The following is a 23,795-nucleotide window of genomic DNA, read 5'->3' on the forward strand; positions in this document are numbered from 1 at the left end:
CATCCGCACTGTTCTAATGCTACAGTTTGGGCCACCCATCGCTAATGTTGCTATCATACTTGACGATGATACAAATAGCGAAATTCACGCATAAAATCTGAGCGTTATGCACCAAAAACTCATCCAACTCTTATTAATAGATAGAAAAACCAAATGCTAAACGTGCATTTAGAATGTCAAATATCATGCTAAGTCTCTATAAGTATAACTAAGTTTTAGTTTTCTCATTCCAGTTATCAGTCAATTAACTGCTCGACTACCCTTGTCAACCAACACTTTTGTCCGCATAATGAATGTTCCTATAAATCAGCTAGACGATATATAACCATGACAACATCAGTTACCCATAATGCAGATATTGACGACGTGAATATTGAAAAATTTATTCCTTTGATTACTCCCGCCGAGCTAAAAGCCGAGCTGCCTCTGTCAGACGACGCGTATAACACCGTACTAAAAGGTCGTAATACTATTCAAGATATCTTGGATGGTAAAGACAAGCGTTTGTTTGTGGTCATTGGCCCTTGCTCTATTCACGATATCAAAGCCGCTCACGAATATGCCGATCGTTTAGCCGTATTGGCAAAAGAAATCGAAGACAGTGTATTTGTGGTCATGCGTGTTTATTTTGAAAAACCTCGTACGACGGTTGGTTGGAAAGGCATGATCAACGACCCTGACATGAATGACAGCTTTGATATAGAAAAAGGCTTGCGCACGGCTCGTAAACTGCTACTTGATTTGAATGAAAAGGGTTTACCTTGCGCGACCGAAGCACTTGATCCAAATACACCGCAGTACATTCAGGATCTAATCAGCTGGTCAGCCATTGGTGCACGTACCACTGAGAGCCAAACGCATCGCGAAATGAGCTCTGGCTTATCATGCCCAGTTGGCTTTAAGAACGGTACTGATGGCGGCATGACAGTTGCTGTAAATGCCATGCAAGCGGTTAAAGAAGGTCATAGCTTCTTAGGTCTGTCGTCAGACGGTAAAGTCTCTATCATCAAATCTAAGGGTAATCCTTACGCGCATGTAGTACTTCGCGGTGGTAACGGTAAACCTAACTATGATGAAACTGCGGTAGCCCAAGTTGAAAACGAGCTAGCAAAAGGCAAGACCAATAGCAAGATTATGATTGACTCTAGCCACGCCAACTCAGGTAAAGACCCTTACCTACAACCGATGGTTATCAAAAACGTTGCTGAACAAATTCAAAATGGCAATAAATCAATTATCGGTATGATGATTGAGAGTCACTTAAAAGGCGGCAATCAAAAACTGACTGCTGATTTGAGCCAGCTTGAGTACGGCAAATCAATCACCGATGGTTGCCTAGATTGGGATAGCACCGTCACAGCATTACGCGAATTACGTGATATGGTAAAAGATGTGCTTCCAAATCGCTAATAGCTATCCGCGATAAATTATCGTCGAGCAAACAATAAAAAGCCCCTTTCGCACTGATGTGAAAGGGGCTTTTTATTTCTGAACGTTTTATAAGAAATACTGTATTCTAAAACTTGATTAGCAATGACCATCAACGATACGTGTTTCATTAATTGGTCAGAGCTAACCCTGCTCTCAATTAACTATTTGCAGCATCTAGCACGCTCTCTAAGCTTTCGAGCACATGCTTAGATGAGACATTCTTTTGTAAATCTACCAGCTGCTCGTGCGCCATTTGACGGCGCGGCTCAGCCAACGTATTCCAGCGGGCTAGTACTTGCAGTAAGCGTGAGGCTAATACAGGATTGGCATCATCTAATTTTTGAATCACGCCTGTATACATCTCTAGACCTTCTGCCGTCCAGAGTACCGTCGGTTGTGAGCTAAAAGCGCTGATGACTGAACGGACACGGTTAGGGGTATTCCAATCAAAGTCCGTATGCGTCAGTAGCGACTTAACCATATCAGGCGTCACATCATCAGCCGCAGCTTGTACACTGAACCACAAATCGATAACCAGATCGTTTGATTGGAAACGCTCATAGAAGTCCGCTAAGTACTTATCTGCATCTACCAATTGGTGATTGACCATGGCCTTCAATGCACCAAAGCGCTCAGTCATACAGCTTGCATTGTCATACTGCTGCTGTGCCCAGTCTGCTGCATCGTCTACATTAGCAGTCAACGCCATATCAAGCACGACATTACGCAACGCACGAATGCCTCGTGCTTCAGCACTGTCTTCATAAGACTGCATTGGCAGGTTGTTGTACAGCTCAGCCCATTGGCCTTTTAACTTATCAGCTACTTGCTTGTACAGCCCATCGCGCTGCTCTTTAACCAACACTGGATCGTAGTCTTTAGAAATAGCAGAAGCCAACTCTTGCGCTGATGGAATATCAAGTAACCGTGCCGCTAACATCGCATCGTCAGTCGCTAAGACAGGCAGCGTCTGCGCCAATGCTTCTAGGTATACATCAGGGCTGCTCTTTGCACCTTGTCCTTGTAGTAAAATACGATTTACCAGCATTTGAGTGACCTGCCAGCGGTTAAACCCATTGGTTTCATGCTTAAGCAAAAATGCTAAGTCTGCATCTTGATAGTCATAATTAAGCTGTACTGGCGCGCTAAAGTCACGTAGTAGTGATACGACAGGCTCACTTGCGACATTCTCAAATACAAACGTTTGCGTCGCCTCGTCAAGCAATAACATACGCTCAGCAACAATAGCGCCTGAGTCTTTGTCAAACAATGCCGTTGCTACAGGTATCGGCAATGGTTTTGGTGCATCGAAACCTTTGACATGGCGTGTTTGCTGATTCAAAGTAATGGTCAGCGTCTGTGCTGCGCTATCGTAAGTTTGAGAGCCAGATACTACTGGTGTACCAGGCTGACGATACCAATCAATAAAATTCTCGATTTTGTCATCAGTGATACTCAGCGCTGACAAGAAGTCCTCAACCGTTACTGCTTGTCCATCATAACGACGGAAGTACTCATCTGTTCCTTTTCGGAAATCATCTGGCCCTAATGTATTGGCAATCATACGCACAATTTCAGCGCCTTTCTCATAGACAGTCGTCGTATAAAAATTATTAATCTCAACAAAACTCTCTGGACGTACTGGGTGTGCTAATGGGCCTGCATCTTCGCTGAATTGATGGGCACGCAGGGTCGCCACGTCATCAATACGCTGCACCGCACTTGACTGCTGATCTGCTGAGAATGACTGATCACGGTAAACGGTAAAGCCTTCTTTCAAGCACAGCTGAAACCAATCACGGCAAGTAATACGGTTACCTGTCCAGTTATGAAAATACTCATGAGCAATAATGGCTTTTACGCTAAAACTACGCGCATCAGTGGTTGTTTCAGGGCTAGATAACACGCAAGCGGTGTTAAAAATATTCAAACCCTTATTTTCCATCGCCCCCATATTAAACTGGCTGACCGCCACAATCATGTAGCGATCTAGATCGTAGGCTCGCCCGTAATTGACCTCATCCCAGTTCATGGCATCCTTTAAGGCTTGCATACCGACATCGCATTTATCGATATCAGCAGACTTGGCATACAACTCAAGCAATACTTCTCGACCTTCGCTGGTCGTATAAGAATCTGTCAATACATCTAAATCAGCAACCACACAGGCAAATAGATAGCTTGGCTTATTGGTTGGATCGTGCCAAATAGCATAATGACGGTCTGGCGCATCGGCCACTTCGCCTGCTTCGACTAAGTTACCATTGGCCAATAACGTCGGATAGCGCTTATCTGCTTCGAGTCGCGTGGTAAATATCGCTAGCACATCAGGGCGGTCGGGATAAAAAGTAATCTTACGGAAACCTTCTGGCTCGCACTGAGTCACAAACATCGTATCGTCACCGCTACCAGCCATATATAAGCCTTCAAGCGCCGTGTTGGTCTGTGGGCAGATACGCACTTGAATATCTAAAGTAGCTCGCTCAGGGGCATTATAAATCGTCAACTTACCCGCTTCCTGCTGATAATCCTCAGTACTCAGCGCCTTACCGTTCATCGTAATCGTTAGCAACTCTAACGACTCACCAAATAAGACAATATCACCTGCCGTTTGACGTACCATCTCAAGCGTACTGTCTACCTGCGCATGGTCTTCAAACAGCTTAATGTCTAAATGCACTGTCTCGACATCAAAACTTGGTTTGGTATAGTCTTTTAGATTAATCTTACTTGGTGCATGAGGCGGCACATCTGGCATTTCAGGATTGATGATTTGTGCATCAGTTTCAGCAGTAGACATATGGTGTCCTATTATTATCGGTGGTTTGGTTATAAGTTATTTTTACTGGGAATGAGTAAGATAGTAATGAGTAATATCATTTCGCTATTTGCAGAAGGCTCTAGTGCAAATAAAGACTTAGTCTTTAGGCTAACTAATCAGCTAAGCGCTTAATAAACTAAGCACATACACAAAAATTCGCAGTGACTAAGCTAATTTTTATACTAAATTGGTTTTCTTGTTAAGCTTATAGCTAGATTGACCTAAATCGCCAAATTTCAAGTATGTAGAATAAGATATCGTCGGTTCAAGATGATTTAAATATGAAACATACGTTATCAATTGGATAATGTTGTTGAAAATGATTTAATAGTCGTACTGATGACCAATCATTTAACTAACGGCCTATTATATGACAAAAAATACGGTGAAACGCGCAGACATTACCCTACCTTTGCTTATGGAGTATGTTGAGGCACTACTACCCTCATTGACGACTCAGACAGAACAGTCACCTAAGCATAAAAAAGATAATAGTGAAGCATTATGGGTAACACATAACCATGCGGATTTATTAGCACTACAAGCACAACTTGACGATACTACATCTACTAATAAGAACACTGAATCAAGTCTGAACGCACAAAAATTATCAACGTTATCAGATCTTGCTAAACAGCATGTACCTGATCGTTATGAGCTTGCTTGCTTTTGGCTACCTACCTTGTCAGAAGAGCTGACTCAACACTATGTACCGCTACTGATGCGCTACCGTGACCTGTATGCCGCGCACTTGCTTATTGCATTGGACAGCTCGATAGACCTAAAACCTTATGGCTTTACGCCATTTGACATATTAAGCGAGCCATCTCTAAATATTGATGACATTCAATCTATTACCTCGTCAACCGTTACTGCGACACTTTGGCAATTTAATCTATATGACTACAAACAACTACCAAATTGGCTCAATGCAGATTACTGGGCCAACCCTGAAAACTGGGGCAAGCACCGCTGGTAATACACTCAATGTTATCTATCGTCATTTACAGTAAAAATACTTACATAAATTAACAGTTAGTATATGATAGATAAAGATTGCCTAAGTTTTATCGGAAGCAGTTTAAAAAAACAAATTTAATTAAAATTTTAGGAGCTCGTCATGTCAATCAGTTTTTCTAAGATCGCTGTTCTTGCTGTACTATCAAGCGCTGTTGCACTGACCACTGGTTGTGCTACCAAGCGTTCTACCTCAGAAGTTGTCGTTGCCCCGCTAGGTATTCCAGGTGGACAAGTTGGCTACAATGGTGCGGTTATCGTTGATAATTCAAACGCTGTCATCACTGGCGCTGAGAATATCCAAGCAGTGGTCTACTTTGCCTTTGATAGCAGCGAAATTACTGCTCAATCAGCGAGCGTCCTTAACCAACACGTAAGCCTGCTAAATTCAAACCCAGCAGCGACTGTCGTTATCGCAGGTCACACTGATGAGCGCGGTAGCCGTGAATATAACATGGCACTAGGTGAGCGACGCGCACAAGCTGCACGTAACTACCTTGCTGCTCAAGGTGTCACTGCAAACAACATCCGTGTCATTAGCTATGGCGAAGAGCGCCCTGCAGCAGCTGGCAACACTGAAGACGCGTATGCACAAAACCGTCGTGCTGAGCTGTCTTACTAAATTGTGATTTAGCGTTATTTATAGCGTTCGATGATTAAATAAAAGCCCAGCAAAAGTATATTGCTGGGCTTTTGATATTTTTGACCAAATAATTAAATATAGATTATTTAGACATAGCTATTGAGATATGACTATCTACGTATCAAATAAATAAGGTTCAAACTTGCACATTCTTATATATTCAATTCTATAATAATCGTTTTTGATGACTAGTAATATATGCCGACTTCTAACCTCACCCGGATACAGTACACTCAACTCGACACCGCGACATGGTGTGTGACGGCTCAAGTGAGCGAGTCAATTAGTCATTTAGTCACTGAAAGCTTGTGGAAAAAGTCATTATGGTTATCATCCTATAATACGTCGTGTAAAGACATCATCAAGCTTAACAGCCTAAACTGGCACTATCAGGTGGCGACAGCAGCACCTAGACACTCAGTACCTGCTCTAGCACGTAAACAGCGTCAGCAGCAGCGGCAAGGCGTCAGGCAACTATTGCAAGAGCTGCTCAAAAAATTAGAAATAGATGACACCTTGGATGAATCAAGCTTTCCCTATCGGCTCGTTAATAGTCAGCATTATGTATGCTTTAGCCATACAGACGCTAATAGTTCAAAGCAAACTACAGAATCGAATCAGGCAAATTTGACGCGTTTACACAGTAAAATAGCGGTTGTTATCAGTCGTCAGCGTCCTGCTGGTATCGATATAGAAATCAATAACATTGCGTGGCATGTAGTCAAGCGTTTCTACTCAGAGAGTGAGTTGGCTATTTTACAGGAGCTATCTACAGATCAGCGAGAACGCACTGCTAAACTGTTATGGCAAATAAAAGAAAGCTTTATCAAAGTCAACCAATATACATTAGCTCAAGGTCTGGGTATGGATTACTCTCACCTTATTCCTAGCTTAATCGAGAATGATAAAGAGATTAACTCTACCTCTGTACCCAATGATAGTGAGGATGCTAACTGCCAATCTGTTTACCGCATTGCCGCGTTACAATCTCAGCAAACTGTCATCGTTTTTTGAGCAAAGTCTTTTGAGTAAAGTTCAAACCTGATTTTTAGCATATCTTTTAATACTTTATTTTAAGCATAAAAAAAACGACCCTAAAAAGGATCGTTTTTTTACTTTCTACTAACGACAGTCTTTAAACTGTGATTAGATTAGAAACGGTAAGTTGCACCAACTTTAACAATTGGGAACCACTCTAACCAGTCTTTATCTTCTAAGTCTGCTTCTGCCTTACGAGCTGCGTCCTGTGCCGCGACAGTGTTACCTTCCTCACCAGTGTAACGTACTGTTGCATCTACTTTACCCAAATAAGCTGCACCAACTTCACCAAATACACCAAAGTTATTGGTAATGTTAGGACGGAAACCTACCGTTAGATAAGGAGCAAGTTTATTACGATGTTCTAGAGAACCTTCTAAATTGCCAACATTTTGGCCACCAAAATCATCAGCAAGTGCTTGTTCAACTTCTGCTGTGCCAGCATAATATTTTTGGCCATCAATACTATAGTAGCCTTCACCTTCAGCATTTGCACGCACATCAATATCGTTATCAGGAACAATGATACCAGCACCCATTGTAAACCAGTTACCAGTAGGACGTAATTGTACACCTAAGTAAGGATTGCTAAAATCACTATCAACATCATAATTGATGTCATTTGCGTCAAAATCACCGCCGAAAAGGTCAGCTACATCGCCACCTGCCCAACCAGCTTGCAGTTCAACTTTTTCGTTTAGTGACCAACCAATGTTAGCACCATATCCCAAAGAACCAACTTCAGCACTAACTGACGCTGGGTTGATAGCTGTTTGGAACAAAGTTTTAGTGCTACCAAGTACCGCACCAGTAGTGTTGCGTACTACACCAGCGTCAGCATTGTATGCATAAGCAGCAGGTTCTGCTTCATAGGCTACAGCAACTGGCTCAGCTTCATATGCAACTGCAGCATTGTTATCAACAACGATAACTGGCTCAGCAGCTAATGCAGCAGTTGATGCTAGAACAGCAGCAGAGATTGCCGTCAATTTAATCAATTTCATAATTATTCTCCTAAAGTGTGAAATAAACCCGCCCATAAAAAACGATGATTGTGCTTTTTTTAAACCATCATTTTGTTGAGGTGATTAAAACAATTCTGACTTGAAAAGTCACCCCTACTGATGCTGTTTTTATTTGCTATTATGTAAAGATTGCATAGGTACTGTAATAATTGCTACACCAATCTGCAAAAATTCGCCTTTATGTTACATAACGTCCTTAAAGTAACCAAACAGCGTAAACATGAGAATTCGATTGCTTAATGTTTATGTAAGGGTATTGCAAAATATGTCCACATAATTATCTAGAACGCCTTTTGACTCAATGACAGTTATATGGCTTAACCTTACAGAATAGTGTGCTTTGTTAGTTGACGTATCTATTGTTACTTGTATAAGAGAATTTACGACAACAAATAAAACGATATAAATGATCTCATATAACGCGACTAACGCTTGCCTCAAGCGAATATTATGCTAAATTAGTTGTTATAATAGATTTGTTATAGAACGTCATCAATGTCACCATTTGTCTTATTTATGAAAATTTTGTGATGCTGTCTGCTCTATTTCTTTACTCCTACTGAGTCATATATATGCCTAAAGTATCGTCGATTACCCGTGTCCTAGAAATCATCGAAGCAGTGTCCTATGCTTCAAAACCGCTTTCTCCACTCGAGCTTTCACAAGAGCTAGATATCCCTAAACCGACCATTCATAGATTGATTCAAAATTTGGTTGATGATGGTTTTTTGACTGTTGATATTGGTGGCGGTATTATTCCTGGTAAGCGCGTACGCAACTTGAGCGTTGAGCTATGGCAACAACGACTGTTCTTCAACGAGCGACAGATGATTTTGCAAAAACTGGTTGATGAGCTAAAGGAAACGTGCGGTATTGGCATCCCCTATCATATGGATATGATCTATACCAACCGCGCTCAGACGACCTTACCACTACAGATTTATCTTCCTGTCGGGGCAAAGTCACCTATGTGGTGTACAGCGACTGGCAAGCTCTATCTAAGCCAACTATCTACAACTAGCCGTATGAAAATACTACAAGGGTTACCATTAGATAAGTTCACTAAGAATACGATTACCGATATCGATGCATTAAATGCCGAGCTTGATCGCATTGCTGATACTGGTATCGGCATCGATAATGAGGAGTTTATCTCTGAGATGGTCGCAGTGGCTGTACCTATCTTGGATAAAAAGCAACGCTATCTGGCTTCTCTCTATCTGCATGCACCCACCATACGCGTCTCATTAGATGATTTGCTGACTCATGTACCACGTCTACAAAAAGCCGCGCAAGACGTTCAGACGCTCGTCTATGATCTACAAAGCTAATACTATCTGTTAGCCATAAAAAAAGGTCTACGCTATGATTTTAGCGTAGACCTTTTTCTTTTTAGCAAATTCATTCTCTTAATTAATGCTACCTACTAGTGATACGAAAAATTCTTAATATTAGTATGTTTAAGACAATAATGAGACATCATAACGTCCGATAATACTAGAAAAATCTTTATCACCATTCTCTACAGTATGTGAGGCGTATAACTCTGTCGCTTTGGCACCCATTGGCGTTTCTACTTCAGTGTCTTGAGCTGTCTGCATCGCAAGGTTTAGATCTTTTTGCATCAACTTGCTCATAAATCCGCCTTGATAGCCATTGCTAGAGGGCACATTTTCCATGACTTTTGGATAAGGGTTATAAACTTCTAGTGTCCAGTTACGCCCTGAGCTTTGTAGCATGATGTCTGATAGCACTTTGGGGTCTAAGCCGTTCTTGACGCCTAGATTAATCGCCTCTGCCGTGCCTGCCATCAGAATACCTAGCAGCATGTTATTGCAGATTTTCGCCACTTGACCTGCGCCATGCTCGCCTGCATGAAAGATATTTTTCCCCATCACGGCAAGTATTGGCTCAGCCTTAGCAAAAGCGGCAGCATCGCCGCCAACGATAAAGGTCAAACTACCAGCAACCGCCCCACCTGTGCCACCAGAGACTGGCGCATCCAAAAAGTCGATGCCAAGCTTACTTGCCGCCTCTGCTACTGTCCTTGCATCAGCCGCCGCAATCGTACTACTGTCAATCACAAGTGTGCCTTTTGGCAACTCTGCTAGCAGACTATCAGAACTACTATCACCTAAATATACAGAGTGTACATGCTCACCGGCAGGCAACATACTAATCACAACTTGAGCATTACTTGCAGCGTCTTTAGGACTTTTTGCGACACTAGCCCCTGCTTGCTTCAAGCGCTTAGTAGCAGCCTCAGACAAATCAAAAACAGAAAGCGCATAACCTGCCTTTAATAAGTTCTCTGCCATTGGCGCACCCATATTACCAAGCCCAATAAAGGCGATATTTGGTTTAGAGCTATTATTATCCATCGTACTTATATCCTTTGTACCCATCTCATCACTCCTTGATGATTTATGATGTAGCTATTGCTACATACTATTTAACAGTATTTATTAGTGAATCTTGCTTGCGTCCTACTTTATAAATTGCTTTTAAACAGCTAGCGGACATACTGACTACCCAAGGCATCTTTACCCAGCCAATCGCCCAAAGGATGCTCACCTTTTGGATAAGGATTGACAAAGTGTTTATCGATATACGCCTGCCCTTCTATACTGAGACAGTCTACTAATGAGCGTGACCATTTAGGACTTCTATCTTTATCAATTAATAGTGCTCGCACGCCTTCTTTGAAGTCAGGATTGGCCGCGCAATGTACTGCGACGTTGGTTTCTAAATACAGTACTTGTTCGATCGATAGGTCAGCGACTTTGTGATACAGCGCGTAGGTCAATGCTGCCGTCACTGGGCAGCCATGGCGATAAGTGGCGACTGCGCGCTGCGTCCAGCTGTCTGCTGCAAAGTCTTGGTTTAGCTGCATGAGTGCTTCATCGCTTTGTAGCAACGCATCAATATCAGCCAGACCACCACTATTCATTAGTTGCTGAATAGGTTGCCAATATGTTGCAAGCTTACTATCTGACAGTTCGGCTACTGGCAGCTCTGCAAGCGCACGACTGACAATACTATGTGCGCTATTTTCATGGCGTTTATCTGCACCGCTCGTGTTATCTACTGTTTGCCAACCGCTCCGTTTGAGACATTGGATAACGGCATCATAATCATGGCTGGCAATAGCATACTCTGCCAGATTAGCTAATAGTGCATCGCTACCATTACACATCGCACCGGTTAGACCTAAAAACAAACCCGTCTTAGCAGGCATGCGCTGCAAAAACCAACTGCCAGAAGCATCGGGGAACAGTCCAATTGTGACTTCAGGCATGGCAAAACGCGTGCGCTCAGTGACCAGACGATGACTACACCCTGCCATCAGTCCCATACCGCCGCCCATGATGATGCCATCGCCCCAAAGTATTAATGGTTTCGAATAAAAGTGCATTTGACGATAGAGGCGGTACTCGTGACTAAAAAACTCAGTAGCATACGGGTTTGGCATTGGTGCACTGGTAGACATGCTGTCATAGAGCTTACGGATATCACCGCCCGCACAGAACGCTTTGTCGCCTGCACCTTTTAATACCATTGCAACCACTTGATCATCGGCTTGCCACTGCTCTAACTGCGCTGAGAGCAATTGACACATATCAACGCTGAGTGCATTAAGTGATTTTGGGGTGTTAAGTGTCATGACTCCAATCAAGCGTCCACAATCTGTCGGCTCAGTATTGAACAATACAGACGCTTCTTGTGCTGCATTATTAACTGACGTTTGGGAGTTAGTATCATTCGTCGCTGCTGTCATAAAAGTGACCTACAAAAATTAAATAATAAAGATGACTAAAGCGTTTTGAACGCTGCTTATTTGTTTTGCCAATTGGGTTTACGCTTATCTAAAAAGGCTTGTACCCCTTCGCGCTGATCCATCGTGTCAAACAATTTCACGAAAGCTTCACGCTCATGGATGAGGTTTTGCGCAGGTGGGGTGTCTCTAGCCGCTTGAATAAGTTGCTTGGAATAACTGACAGCAACGGGTGATTGCTTAGCGACTTTTTTTGCTAAGTCCTGAGCGATTTGCAGACCTTCACCTTTTGCCGCGACCTCTTCAACTAGACCGATACGCAATGCCGTATCCGCATCAACACGCTCACCGCACAGTATCATGCGCTTAGCCCAACCTTCCCCTACTAACATAGGTAGATTTTGCGTGCCACCAGCACATGGCAATAATCCTACGCCTGTCTCTGGCAGTGCCATCTGCGCATGCGCTTCTGCAATCCGAATATCACATGCGAGCGCACACTCTAGTCCGCCGCCCATCGCATAACCATTGATAACTGCAATACTGACACCGCGGTAGGCAGATAGCGCTTCGAATGCCTCACCAAATGCAATTGCCATGCTTATGGCGCGGCCTTTATCACCATCTGAAAAGTTGTTTAAATCCGCACCTGCTGAGAAGAACTTTTCGCCATCACCATGCACGATTAATGCGTAAACATCATCGTTGGCATTGAGGTCGGTGATGAGCTGCTTAAGCGCATGCAAACTGTCCATCGTCCACGTATGTGCAGGTGGATTGTTCAACGTCAATATGGCGGTATGACCCTCAATTGATAGCTGTAGATTTGTATACTCTGTCATAAAACATCCTTGTTTCAGTAAAGCGAGATAAATTAACGCAGTTGACTTAACCCTTCATCTTGCAAGACCTGACGTGAAATAATCACTCGCATAATCTCATTGGTGCCTTCCAATATCTGATGCACACGTAAGTCTCGTACATGGCGCTCAAGTGGATATTCATTTAGATAACCATAGCCGCCGTGTAATTGCAGGGCTTCATTGGCAACATCGAAACAAAGATCTGTAGATAGACGTTTTGCCATCGCGCAGTAGGTAGACGCTTGCCCATCATTGTTGTCGACTTTATCAGCTGCTAGATACAGCATTTGCCGCGCGGCGATGGTCTGAGTCAACATATCAGCAAGTTTAAACTGTACCGATTGTAAGCTAGCAATCGGGCTGCCAAATTGACTGCGCTCTTGCACGTAACTGGTTGCGGTCTCTAACGCCGCTTGTGCCGTACCTACCGCACAAATACCGATATTAATACGACCACCATCCAGTCCTTTCATCGCGATACGAAAGCCTTGGCCTTCCTCACCTATCAGGTTTTCTACTGGTACTTTTACGTCTTTAAAACTGATTGTCCGTGTCGGCTGTGCTTTCCAGCCCATTTTGTGCTCGTTTTTGCCATATTCGATACCAGCACTATTGGCGTCTACGACGAACGCTGACACGCCTTTTGGCCCAGCACCACCAGTACGCGCCATCACTACCAATACATCGGTTGAGCCTGCGCCAGAAATAAAGGTTTTTTCACCATTCAGTACATAATGCTCGCCTTGCTTCTCCGCTTTGGTACGTAAGGAGGCTGCATCAGACCCTGCATTGGGTTCTGTTAGACAATAGCTGCCAAGCCACTCACCGCTGACCATGTTAGGTAGATATTTTTTGCATAGCGTATCGCTGCCATATTCACCAATCATCCATGCGGCCATGTTATGAATACTCATATACGCTGCTACAGCCGTATCGCCCCATGCAAGCTCTTCGAATACCATCGCTGAGTCTAGTCTTGGTAGGCCCAAGCCGTCATATTCTGGATTGGTGTATAGCCCTAAAAAGCCAAGCTCACCAGATTTTTTAATAACATCTATTGGGAAATGCGAGTTGCGATCCCATTCAGCAGCATTTGGCTTTAGCTCTTTTTGCGCAAACTGACGAGCCGTTTGGCGAAAGGCGACTTGGTCATCGGTCAATGAAAAATCCATAGGGTCATCCTTGTTCTTATAGATCAAATATAGGGCTTGAATCTCAGATAAACGTTAATAAAAGCGCTAATGAAAATGTTGGTCAGAGATTTTATAAGACATTAGCGCGACATGATAGCGGCATAACGATAATAAAATTGCGTTTAATAGTACCGCAAGTCGCATTATCGTCATACCGTAAATACAAAATGTCATACTGAAAATACAGTGGGCTGACGACTAAATTGAAATCGTTGTATTAACACCGCGGCTCGCTTCATCATCAAACCAACGCGCAGTCACTGTCTTTGTCTGAGTATAAAACTGGACGGCTTGCTTGCCATAAGGCCCTAGGTCACCAAGCTTACTACCACGTGAGCCTGAGAATGAGAACATTGGTAGGGGCACAGGTATTGGCAAGTTAATACCGATTTGACCTACTTGAATGTCTTGCTGGAATTTATGTGCAGCCGCCCCTGACTGAGTAAATATCGCTGTGCCATTGCCATGTGGGTTGGCATTCAGTAGTTCAATCGCTTCATCTAAGCTATTAGCACGCATGATACATAGTACTGGGCCAAAGATTTCTTGTTGATAAATTTGCATATCGCTTGTGACATTATCAAAGATCGTCGGGCCTACAAAGTTACCTTTCTCGAACCCTTCAACGGTAATGCCACGACCATCTAAAATCAAGCTCGCGCCTTCTTCCACCCCAGTTCCAATCAAATGCTCGACACGGGCCTTTGCAGCAGGCGAAATCAGTGGTCCCAAATCCTTATCATTTTTGCCAGCTGAGACGACTAAGCTTTCTGCTTTTGCTTTAATCTCATCAATCCACTCACCAGCTGCGCCTACTAGTACGACGACCGATAGCGCCATACAGCGTTGACCCGCTGCACCAAATGCTGCGCCTGCTAACTGATTGAGCGTTTGTTCTTTGTTAGCATCAGGCAGGATAACGCCATGGTTTTTTGCGCCCATCATGCACTGTGCACGTTTACCTGATTGGCTGGCACGCTCATAGACATGTTTGCCTACATGAGTAGAACCGACGAAAGAGACGGCTTTGATATCTGGATGGTCGCAGATAGCATCGACGGTTGCTTTGCCACCATGTACGACGTTAAGAACGCCTTCTGGTACGCCAGCTTCAATCGCTAGCTCTACCAAACGCATAGTCACCATTGGATCTTGTTCAGAAGGTTTTAGGATGAATGTGTTGCCTGTAGCAATCGCCATTGGGAACATCCATAGCGGAATCATCGCTGGAAAGTTAAATGGTGTGATACCAGCGCAAACACCGAGTGGCTGCCAAATACTATAAGTATCGACACCTGACGCTACGTTTTCTACAAAGTCGCCGATTTGCAGATTGGCAATACCAGCGGCATGCTCTACTACTTCTAAACCGCGGAACACATCACCGCGTGCATCAGCAATCGTCTTGCCTTGCTCTGCGGTCAAGATTTCTGCCAACTCATCCATGTGATCGCGAATAAGAGATTGATACTTTAAAAAGATACGCGCACGCATGGTAATTGGCGTTTTGCGCCATGTCTCAAACGCAGTCTGTGCAGCGGCGACAGCTTGGTTAATCTCATCATTGGTGGTTTGCGGAACTTTTGCGATGACTTCTTGCGTCGCTGGATCAGTGATATCAATCCATTCGTCGGTGTTAGATTGTACGAACTGACCATTGATGAGCTGTTGAACGTGGTGCATAAGATATCCTTATCTTTTTTGCGAGACTACCGTGTGACGGCACCTAGATATTTATTAGAAAAATAAAAGCGATGGGTATTTATCTATAAAACATTATTAAAAACTGAATTTTAAAATGATTTATTTTGTATCGTTATTGACTATAACAATAAACCATTTTTACGGTCAAGCGCTTTATCGAAATTATATCTAAGTTTATTTTAATAGCACGTGTTCCTATAAAAATTGCTTAAATAAAAAAAACGAAAAAGCCCATGATGACTCATGAGCTTTGCGAAGTTAACCTGAATTTGATACGCGATGAACAACATCACTATTTTTGTATGAAGCTAATTTATACCAATCAATAATCTTTCATCGCCTGCTTGATCGCATCGATAGCAGTTGGGTTATCAAGCGTTGACATATCTCCTGTCGGTTGGTTTTCTGCCAGAGCACGAATTGAGCGACGTAAGATTTTTCCAGAGCGGGTTTTTGGCAGTGCCTGCGGAAAGTAGATAGCGGCTGGTCGCGCAATACCGCCCAAAGATTTGACGACAGCGCCTATCACTTGCTGCTCGATACGGAAACGGTTTTCGGTGGTTTCAATTTGCGTCTGATCTTTTAGGACGCAGAACGCAATAGGTAGCTCACCTTTTAGCTCGTCTTGAATACCCACTACGGCACACTCTGCCATCTCTGGATGTGTACTGATTGCCTCTTCAATCTCTTGTGTGCCTATACGATGTCCTGCGACGTTAATCACATCATCGGTACGCCCTAAGATGTAGAAATAACCCTCTTCATCTGTCACTGCATAGTCCGAGGTTGAGTACTGCTGACCATCAAACAGACCAAAGTAGCTGCTGATAAAGCGCTCGTCGTTACGCCATACCGTGGTAAGACAGCCAGGCGGTAATGGTGCTTTAATTGCAAGCAATCCTTTTTCGCCAGCTTGACAAGGATCGCCCGTTTCCTCATTGATAACATGCGCCTCATAACCATACATCGGGTAACCAGGTGACCCTTGCTTGTGCGGCTTATGATTGAACTTTGGCGTATGGCTGAGAATTGGCCAACCAGACTCTGTTTGCCAATAGTGATCTAAAATTGGCACGCCTAAGTGCTGAGTCAACCAACTAGCCGTCGATTCATCAAGCGGTTCACCTGCCAAAAAGAATGACTTCACACTGGAGACATCGTAACGCGTCATCCAGCTTTCGTCTTGTTTTTTGAGCATGCGCACGCCTGTGGGTGCGGTGAATAAAATATTAACTTTGTTAGCTTCAACAATACGCCACCAAATACCAGGGTTTGGCATATGCGGCAAGCCCTCATACATAATACTGGTCATACCCGCCAATAACGGCGCATAGATCGTATAAGAATGCCCGACGGCCCAACCAATATCAGATATCGCCCAAAACGTCTCGCCAGCCTTGCCGTCATAGACATAATCTATCGACGTCGTCAGCGCGACGGCATGACCACCCGTATCGCGTTGCACCCCTTTTGGTGTGCCGGTCGTACCAGAAGTATAAAGCAGATAGGACGGGGTATTGGACTCAAGCCAAACTGGCTCTACGACTGCATTGGCCTCACAGCTATGACGACGCTCGGTCGCATAATCAACATCGATGTCTTTTGTTTCAAATGGCAATATACCGCGATTGACTACCAGCACATGCTCTGGCTTGACAGTCGCTTGCTCGACGCCTTGATTGACTAGGTTTTTATAATTGACGACCTTACCACCGCGTAGCCCTGCATCTACCGTAATGACCATTTTGGCCTCGGCATCGTCCATACGGATAGCCAAGTTATGGGCGGCAAATCCGCCAAATACGACTGAATGGACGGCACCAATACGAGCACAAGCCAGCATAGCGTAAGCCGCTTCTAATATCATCGGCATATAGATAATGACACGGTCACCCTCGCCAATACCGTGACGCTGTAGCACATCGGCAAAATAATTAACTTCTTTATACAAGTCATTATAAGTCAGGCGGCGCTTGGTATAGTCTGTATAAAACTCAACGTTGTTACCCAAATCTTTAAACGAATCAACGACCGCTGGAAAGGTTTCTATCAATTCTTGATTAATCTCTGATGACACCCACACAAAAGCATCTTGCTCTGCACGGTCTGCCAGATGACGATCGACACAGTTGTAACAAAGGTTGGTCTCACCACCGACAAACCATTTGGCAAAAGGCAGATTACTGTCATCTATAATTTGCTCAGGCTCTTTATGCCAATAGATACGCTTCGCCTGCTCAGCCCAAAACTGCTCTCGATCCGTAATAGACTCATGATAAATATCAGCGAAGTTTGGCGTGTCTGTCGTTTGGGTAGAAACTGGGGATTGGAAATGGTCGCTCATAGTAGCTGTCCTTAGCATAAACGAGAAATGAGGCAATAGTATTTTATAGTCAAGGCACTCAATAAGTTGTAACGGTATTCACCTCGCGCGACGCTCTGTCTGCGTGCAACTGGCTAATACCAACTCTAAAATGCTTCAACTATAAAAAACCATGTCTTAGTAGATACTGGTCATCCTTGCCAGAATTAAAAACCGATACATATCGTATCGGTTTAAAATGTAGCAGAGCCTATCGGAAAGGTCAACTATTAAGCGTGTAATACGCACTACATTTTGACGAATACAAATATTTGAACATTTAACTAATACTAAATCTCAGTTTGATTGGCATACATCTCACGCATGACTTTTTTGTCATGTTTGCCAACGGAAGTTTTCGGTAACTCATCAACGAATTTAAACTGGCTTGGTACGCCATATTTAGGAATGATACCGCGCTCTACCGCTTTTTCTGCAATCGCTTTGATATCATCAGCACTGGTCTCCTTAGCATCGGGCTTTAGCACCACCAAAGCCAACGGACGCTCACCCCATTGCTTATCACGCACCCCAATCACTGACACATCAGCCACTGACGGATGTAGTGATAAAATGGTCTCAATCTCTAGTGATGAAATCCACTCACCACCTGATTTGATCACATCCTTTAAGCGATCGGTGATTTTGATATAGCCATCAGGACGTATGTAGGCGATATCTTGAGTATGCATGTAACCATTTTCCCATAGCTCTTTGCCAGCATCGTCATTTTTAAGATAGCTTTGGGTCAACCAAGGCGCACGCAATACCAGCTCGCCTGTATTTTCTGGCCCAGTTCCCACTGACTTATTGCCTTCACCCCATATTTGGGCATCGACCATAAGCACTGGTTGACCTGTCATGCAGCGACGTTCAATATCCTCTTCTTCCGTCATTGCTGACTCATCTAAGCTAAAGTGGGTCAAACTGATGAGCGGTGCAGTCTCTGACATACCATAGCCTGTATAGACTTCGATACCTTGTGCCATGGCCGTCTTGGCTAGACCTTCTGTCAATCGTGAGCCACCAATAATCATCTTTAGACCATTAAAGCTGGCGTCGCGATCTTGCGCTTCTTTGAGTACCATTTGCAAAATTGTTGGTACACAATGTGTGATACTGACCTTTTCATTGACGATCAAATCCATCAACGTATCAGGCGCATAGCGACCTGGATAGACTTGCTTTAGACCTACCATCGTTGCTGTAAATGGAAAACCCCACGCATGTACATGGAACATTGGCGTCATCGGCATATAGACATCACCATAGCTTACGCCTTGCTTATCAGGCAACATACCCAAAGTTGCCGCTTCTGCTAGGGTATGTAGCACTAGCTGACGATGGCTAAAGAAAACCCCTTTTGGATCACCTGTCGTGCCTGACGTATAAAAGGTCGTCGCAATGGTATTTTCATCAAAATCTGGGAAATCAAATTCGCTATTGGCAGCTTCTAATAGCGCTTCATACTCGCCTGTGACACGGCTTTGATTGCTACCAAAGATACCTTCAGCAGTGACACCGTTATCATCAAGCCAGATAATATGCTCAATACTTGAATTTTCAAACTGATAGTCTTTAACCAATGGCGCAAACTCAGAATTGAGCATGAGTACTTTGGGCTTGGCATGGTTGATGGTATAAAGAATTTTCTCAGGCGATAGACGGATATTGACGGTCTGTAAAACATACTCTGACATTGGCACGGCAAAATAAGACTCAAGATAGCGATGACTGTCCCAATCCATCACGGCAACCACATCACCTGCATCAAGCTTTAAGTCTGCCAATACATTGGCCAGGCGATTGATCCGCTCAAACAACTCTTTATAAGTCAGGCGCTTTTTGTCCGCATACACAATCTCTTGATCTTGCGATACCGTTTTTGCACGGCTTAATAGCTGCTTGACCAGTAATGGATAATCGTAGGCAGATGGTGCACTGTGGTAAATGTTTGACATAGATTTGACTTCCTTGTTTGTCGTACTTATAAGGGGTAAATAACAATAATAATAACAATCAAGTTAATAGCAGCATAAAACCTACTGCGCTAACCATTTTAATTTTTATAATAACATCGTTATTGATAGTAAGAAAAAAGCGACGCTGTGTAAAGCGGTCTTACATTAAGTATCACAAGATGGCCGACCAGACCTATGCTACATAAGACAGCCAATCACTTTGTACGTACTGTGGTTTTAATCATCCCAAAGCTGGCTATTAATAACGCCAGTACCTGCACAAACAATAACAACCATACGGTAAGAGACCACTGCCCTCGCGCATAAGCTATGCCACCCAGCCAGGCCCCTAGCGTACCGCCTGTATAGTAGCCCATATAATATAGACCCGATGCTAATGAGCGGCCTTTTTTGACATTGACAGCTATGTAGCTGATGGTCGCCGACTGCGTGATAAATACACCAGACGACATAATGGCCAGTCCTATAATCACCCCCCATAATGGCGTGACCAAAGTCAATAATACTCCGGCCATAGATACGACGATAGCCACCCGTACGGTACGCGCCGATCCAAATCGGCGTAGCAATGTCGTAGATAATGGCGTGATAATAACACCAAGCAAATATACTGCAAAAATATTGGCGAGCGCACCAGTACCAAGCTCATAAGGCTTATCTGCCAAATGTAAATTGATAAAAGTGAAGCAGCCTACAAGGGAGAACAGCACGCAAGCGCCAAGCAGACAAGCTGTCACCACATAGCGGTTGGTGACATGCTCACCTAGCGTCTGTATCGCTGAGCGAAAATTAGGATTAGCCACAAAGTGACGAGACGATGGTAGCATCTTGCCAACCCATATTGCCCCCAGTAGCGTCATCGCCGTCATCACATAGTAGCCATGACGCCAGCCAATCAGCTCATGTAAATGACCCAACAAGAACCGACCCATAAAGCCGCCAAGCACGCATCCTGACACATAAAAGGACATCAGCTCAGTCATCGCCCGGCCCTCAAACTCCTCACCGATATAGGCAATTGTCACCACCGTAATACCCGGCACCGACAGTCCTTGCATAAAACGCCAAATGCCGACCCATTCAATGCTCGAGCTCTGGGCAATGAGCGCTGTTGGTATCGCTAAAAACAATAAAGCGCCAACGATAAACGACTTGCGCCCGACTGCATCTGAGAGCATACCCAGAAATGGTGACATAATCGCAATGGCCAACACAGTAGCACCAACGATCATACCAGCCTGTACTTCGGTCGCAGCAAAGTCCACCATCATGACTGGTAGCACCGCCTGAATAGAGTACACTTGCAAAAAAGCAAACATACCTATCAGGCCAATTGTGAGCTTCAATATCCACGACGTTGAATGATTGGAGGTGACTGGTGGCACAGCTGTTATATCTTGGATCTGATCTTTAGAATTATTCACAGGGGATCTGACTATATTGGTTATACCATGACTGTAAATGATAACCGTCACTGGCGTGGATGGTAGAGAGGAATAACGGTGATTTATGCTAAATGTATAAGCAAAAGTACCGTTATTAAACGATAAATGCTCATCATAATGACAAGTAAATTATGGTAGCACATTCACTAATATACTCAGGTTTAAAAGTGTTATTAACGCTTGATAGATTCTTTATTTGAGCTAGAGATTAATGTAGGAAAACTTGGCTAGGAATCACATTTCGACTTGAGACGGTGAAGACAGTTTTCGACTCACGAGGTCATGATCAACGTTACGTTTAGCGCATATACAGGATAGTATGGTTAGATACTATTGACACACTTGTTAATCATTTAACTGCTTTAACGATTGATAGCATTGACAGTTAACAATCACTACCTACGTCTATCTTTTTTAGCCTAGAGACGTGCAAGACCACACAACCTTTTAAAATACAATTTACTATGATGAAAAATATGGTGCTTTCAAAACTTATTATTGTGATGAGTACATTGGTTTTCTCTACGATGGCTGTAGCAGAAATAACTGTGTCCGAGACTAGCGTTAAAGATCTCAGTCCAGTTGGATCAACACTCGACGCTACAAACTCACTAGCGGCAGTAGACTGTATAAAGGATGATGCTATCACTGCTACTGAGCTCACTAAAACACGCGATAACGGTCCGTTTTCTGTCAGTACCAAGCACGTGAGTCGCCAATCAGCCAATGGCTTTGGTGGCGGTACCATACATTATCCAACGGATGCTGCTAACTGTGGTCTGCTAGGTGGTATCGCGGTGGTGCCAGGTTACGTGTCTTATGAGTCTTCTATCAAATGGTGGGGACCGCGTTTGGCCTCTTGGGGATTTGTCGTTATTACTATCAATACTAGCTCTATTTACGATAATCCAGATAGCCGTGCTGAACAATTGAGCGCGGCTCTCGATCATCTCCTCGCTGATAAAACAGTGGGTCATATGATCGATCCAAATCGTTTGGGCGCGATTGGCTGGTCAATGGGCGGCGGCGGTGCGCTACGATTGGCAACTGAGCGCAGTACGGTGCAAGCCATCATTGCACAAACGCCCTATCACGATACGAGCTATGGTACGATGGATACGCCTACTCTATTCATCGCTTGTGAAAATGACCGTATCGCCCCGAATAAAAAATATACCAATACTTTTTATCAAAAAGCTGACGGTCCAAAAATGAAGGTCGAGATTAACAACGGCAGTCATTTCTGTGCCAGTCATCGTTTTAACGAAAAGCTATTGAGCAAGCCTGCTATCGCATGGATGCAGCGTTATATTAATGGTGATACCCGTTTCGATAAATTCTTATGTGGCAATGACAGCTACAAAGACGATACTCGTATCTCAGCCTATGATTACAAAGACTGTTTATAAGCTATTTTTTAATCTACTTACGAAAGGAAGAACAGCTTTCACTGTTAATGATGACATTTGAATAACAACTCTTTTTTATTTTTACACATTTACATTGCTTCTATCTTTTTTCTTACAGACTTTACTGCCATAAAAATTAATAATCATATAGTCAATCCTTTATAGATTGGATACGGTGTCAGGCTCGCTTAGTCTACAACTTGTAGTACTTTCACTCGCCTTCCTTGTATCCAAATTATATTGAACCGACTATAGGGTGCTACAAACAAGTAAAACGATTGAATAAATGAACGATTAAGGAGCAATGTTGATGACTGATGAAATGTATGATTTAGGTGCAGGATTTTGGAGTATTCGAGGATCATTTATCAAAAACGGTATCCTTGATATCGGTGTCCAATGTGCGCTCATAAGACTATCATCAGAGCGATTTATCTTTTTAGATAGCTATACATTAACTGGTGATGTGCGTCAGCAAGTCATGGCATTGACCAATGATGGTCAAAATGTCGAAGCCGTCCTCAATGTTCATCCGTTTCATACAGTACACTGTGCTCAAATGGCAGAAGATTTTCCGCAAGCAATATTCTATGGGAGTAGCCGACATCCAGAGCAGGTACCTGAAGTCAATTGGGCAAATGATTTGGTAGAAAGCGATGCCGTTGCTGTGCGCTACCCTGAACTCAAATTCTCTATACCTCAAGGCATTCATTACATCTCACCTGACGAGACAGTTCATGCCAGCTCATTATTGGTCTATCATCCTGCCAGCCAAAGCATTTATGTCGATGATACCTTTGAGATACCCCCTTCCAAGTTAATAAATGCCGTGCAGCCTAACCTAGGCTTACACCCTACTACCAAAAAAGCGCTCAAAGATGAGCCAAATGCAGCTAAGCATTATTGTGATTGGGCAGTAGAGCTGGCAAGCGAGTGGCGTGATGGTCGAAATTTTTGCGGTGCGCATTCGGGATTGGTTATATTTGATAAAGGTCAATTTGAGACAGCACTTATCTCAGCGATTGATCTGGCTCGCCCTGAGCTTGGGAAAGCTTAAAAACAAACATAAAGGCGTAAAGAGTTAGAA

Annotated in this window: 17 protein-coding genes; 7 read left to right on the plus strand and 10 right to left on the minus strand. The window is 43.6% G+C overall.

What is annotated here, in order from left to right; all coding sequences use genetic code 11:
* Nucleotides 1–327: 327 nt before the first annotated feature.
* On the plus strand, nt 328–1,410 hold the full coding sequence (locus tag AK824_RS07875; RefSeq protein ID WP_057760477.1) for a 3-deoxy-7-phosphoheptulonate synthase: 1,083 nt from the start codon (nt 328–330) through the stop codon (nt 1,408–1,410).
* Nucleotides 1,411–1,588: 178 nt separating this feature from the next.
* Here AK824_RS07875 and pepN read toward each other — a convergent pair whose 3' ends face one another.
* Nucleotides 1,589–4,189 carry an aminopeptidase N gene (gene pepN, locus AK824_RS07880; RefSeq protein WP_057762511.1) on the minus strand — a complete coding sequence of 867 codons (2,601 nt, stop codon included), beginning with the start codon at nt 4,187–4,189 and terminating at the stop codon, nt 1,589–1,591.
* Between the two features lie 433 nt (nt 4,190–4,622).
* Here pepN and AK824_RS07885 point away from each other — a divergent pair, with 433 nt between their 5' ends.
* The 3 genes from AK824_RS07885 (at nt 4,623) to AK824_RS07895 (ending at nt 6,926) form a co-directional block, all read left to right on the plus strand.
* A complete protein-coding gene (locus AK824_RS07885) occupies nt 4,623–5,231 on the plus strand; it encodes a DUF6231 family protein (RefSeq protein WP_057760478.1) in 609 nt (202 codons plus the stop codon).
* 141 nt (nt 5,232–5,372) lie between these two features.
* Complete coding sequence (pal, locus tag AK824_RS07890) at nt 5,373–5,891, plus strand: peptidoglycan-associated lipoprotein Pal (RefSeq protein WP_057760480.1); 519 nt, start codon at nt 5,373–5,375, stop codon at nt 5,889–5,891.
* 219 nt (nt 5,892–6,110) lie between these two features.
* The gene (locus tag AK824_RS07895; RefSeq protein ID WP_082624606.1) at nt 6,111–6,926 is read left to right on the plus strand and encodes a 4'-phosphopantetheinyl transferase family protein; all 816 of its coding nucleotides are present in this window, start codon (nt 6,111–6,113) and stop codon (nt 6,924–6,926) included.
* A 137-nt stretch (nt 6,927–7,063) separates the two neighbouring features.
* Here the strand turns inward: AK824_RS07895 and AK824_RS07900 are convergent, their stop codons facing one another.
* Nucleotides 7,064–7,954 (minus strand): hypothetical protein, encoded by an 891-nt coding sequence (locus tag AK824_RS07900; RefSeq protein WP_057760484.1) that lies wholly within the window; start codon nt 7,952–7,954, stop codon nt 7,064–7,066.
* A gap of 593 nt (nt 7,955–8,547) precedes the next feature.
* Here AK824_RS07900 and AK824_RS07905 point away from each other — a divergent pair.
* Complete coding sequence (locus tag AK824_RS07905) at nt 8,548–9,306, plus strand: IclR family transcriptional regulator (protein ID WP_057760486.1); 759 nt, start codon at nt 8,548–8,550, stop codon at nt 9,304–9,306.
* A gap of 129 nt (nt 9,307–9,435) precedes the next feature.
* Here the strand turns inward: AK824_RS07905 and mmsB are convergent, their stop codons facing one another.
* The 8 genes from mmsB to AK824_RS07945 all read right to left on the minus strand — a co-directional run bounded on the left by mmsB (nt 9,436) and on the right by AK824_RS07945 (nt 21,173).
* A complete protein-coding gene (gene mmsB, locus AK824_RS07910) occupies nt 9,436–10,380 on the minus strand; it encodes a 3-hydroxyisobutyrate dehydrogenase (RefSeq protein WP_057760488.1) in 945 nt (314 codons plus the stop codon).
* Between the two features lie 107 nt (nt 10,381–10,487).
* Nucleotides 10,488–11,753 (minus strand): enoyl-CoA hydratase/isomerase family protein, encoded by a 1,266-nt coding sequence (locus AK824_RS07915; protein WP_057760490.1) that lies wholly within the window; start codon nt 11,751–11,753, stop codon nt 10,488–10,490.
* A 56-nt stretch (nt 11,754–11,809) separates the two neighbouring features.
* Entirely contained in the window at nt 11,810–12,592 is a 783-nt protein-coding gene (locus AK824_RS07920) for an enoyl-CoA hydratase (protein WP_057760491.1), read from the minus strand.
* A gap of 32 nt (nt 12,593–12,624) precedes the next feature.
* The gene (locus AK824_RS07925; RefSeq protein WP_057760493.1) at nt 12,625–13,785 is read right to left on the minus strand and encodes an acyl-CoA dehydrogenase family protein; all 1,161 of its coding nucleotides are present in this window, start codon (nt 13,783–13,785) and stop codon (nt 12,625–12,627) included.
* A 219-nt stretch (nt 13,786–14,004) separates the two neighbouring features.
* Nucleotides 14,005–15,489, minus strand: a complete 1,485-nt coding sequence (locus AK824_RS07930) for a CoA-acylating methylmalonate-semialdehyde dehydrogenase (RefSeq protein ID WP_057760496.1) — start codon at nt 15,487–15,489, stop codon at nt 14,005–14,007.
* A gap of 343 nt (nt 15,490–15,832) precedes the next feature.
* A complete protein-coding gene (locus AK824_RS07935) occupies nt 15,833–17,854 on the minus strand; it encodes a propionate--CoA ligase (RefSeq protein WP_057760498.1) in 2,022 nt (673 codons plus the stop codon).
* Nucleotides 17,855–18,162: 308 nt separating this feature from the next.
* Nucleotides 18,163–19,833: a fatty acid--CoA ligase gene (locus AK824_RS07940; RefSeq protein ID WP_057760500.1), complete on the minus strand. Its 1,671-nt coding sequence runs from the start codon at nt 19,831–19,833 to the stop codon at nt 18,163–18,165.
* Nucleotides 19,834–20,048: 215 nt separating this feature from the next.
* Nucleotides 20,049–21,173, minus strand: a complete 1,125-nt coding sequence (locus tag AK824_RS07945; RefSeq protein WP_082624608.1) for an MFS transporter — start codon at nt 21,171–21,173, stop codon at nt 20,049–20,051.
* A 602-nt stretch (nt 21,174–21,775) separates the two neighbouring features.
* Here AK824_RS07945 and AK824_RS07950 point away from each other — a divergent pair.
* Nucleotides 21,776–22,708 carry a dienelactone hydrolase family protein gene (locus AK824_RS07950; protein ID WP_057760502.1) on the plus strand — a complete coding sequence of 311 codons (933 nt, stop codon included), beginning with the start codon at nt 21,776–21,778 and terminating at the stop codon, nt 22,706–22,708.
* A gap of 310 nt (nt 22,709–23,018) precedes the next feature.
* Entirely contained in the window at nt 23,019–23,765 is a 747-nt protein-coding gene (locus AK824_RS07955; protein WP_057760504.1) for a hypothetical protein, read from the plus strand.
* Nucleotides 23,766–23,795: the final 30 nt, after the last annotated feature.

Source organism: Psychrobacter sp. P11G3 (assembly GCF_001435845.1).
GTDB lineage: Bacteria > Pseudomonadota > Gammaproteobacteria > Pseudomonadales > Moraxellaceae > Psychrobacter.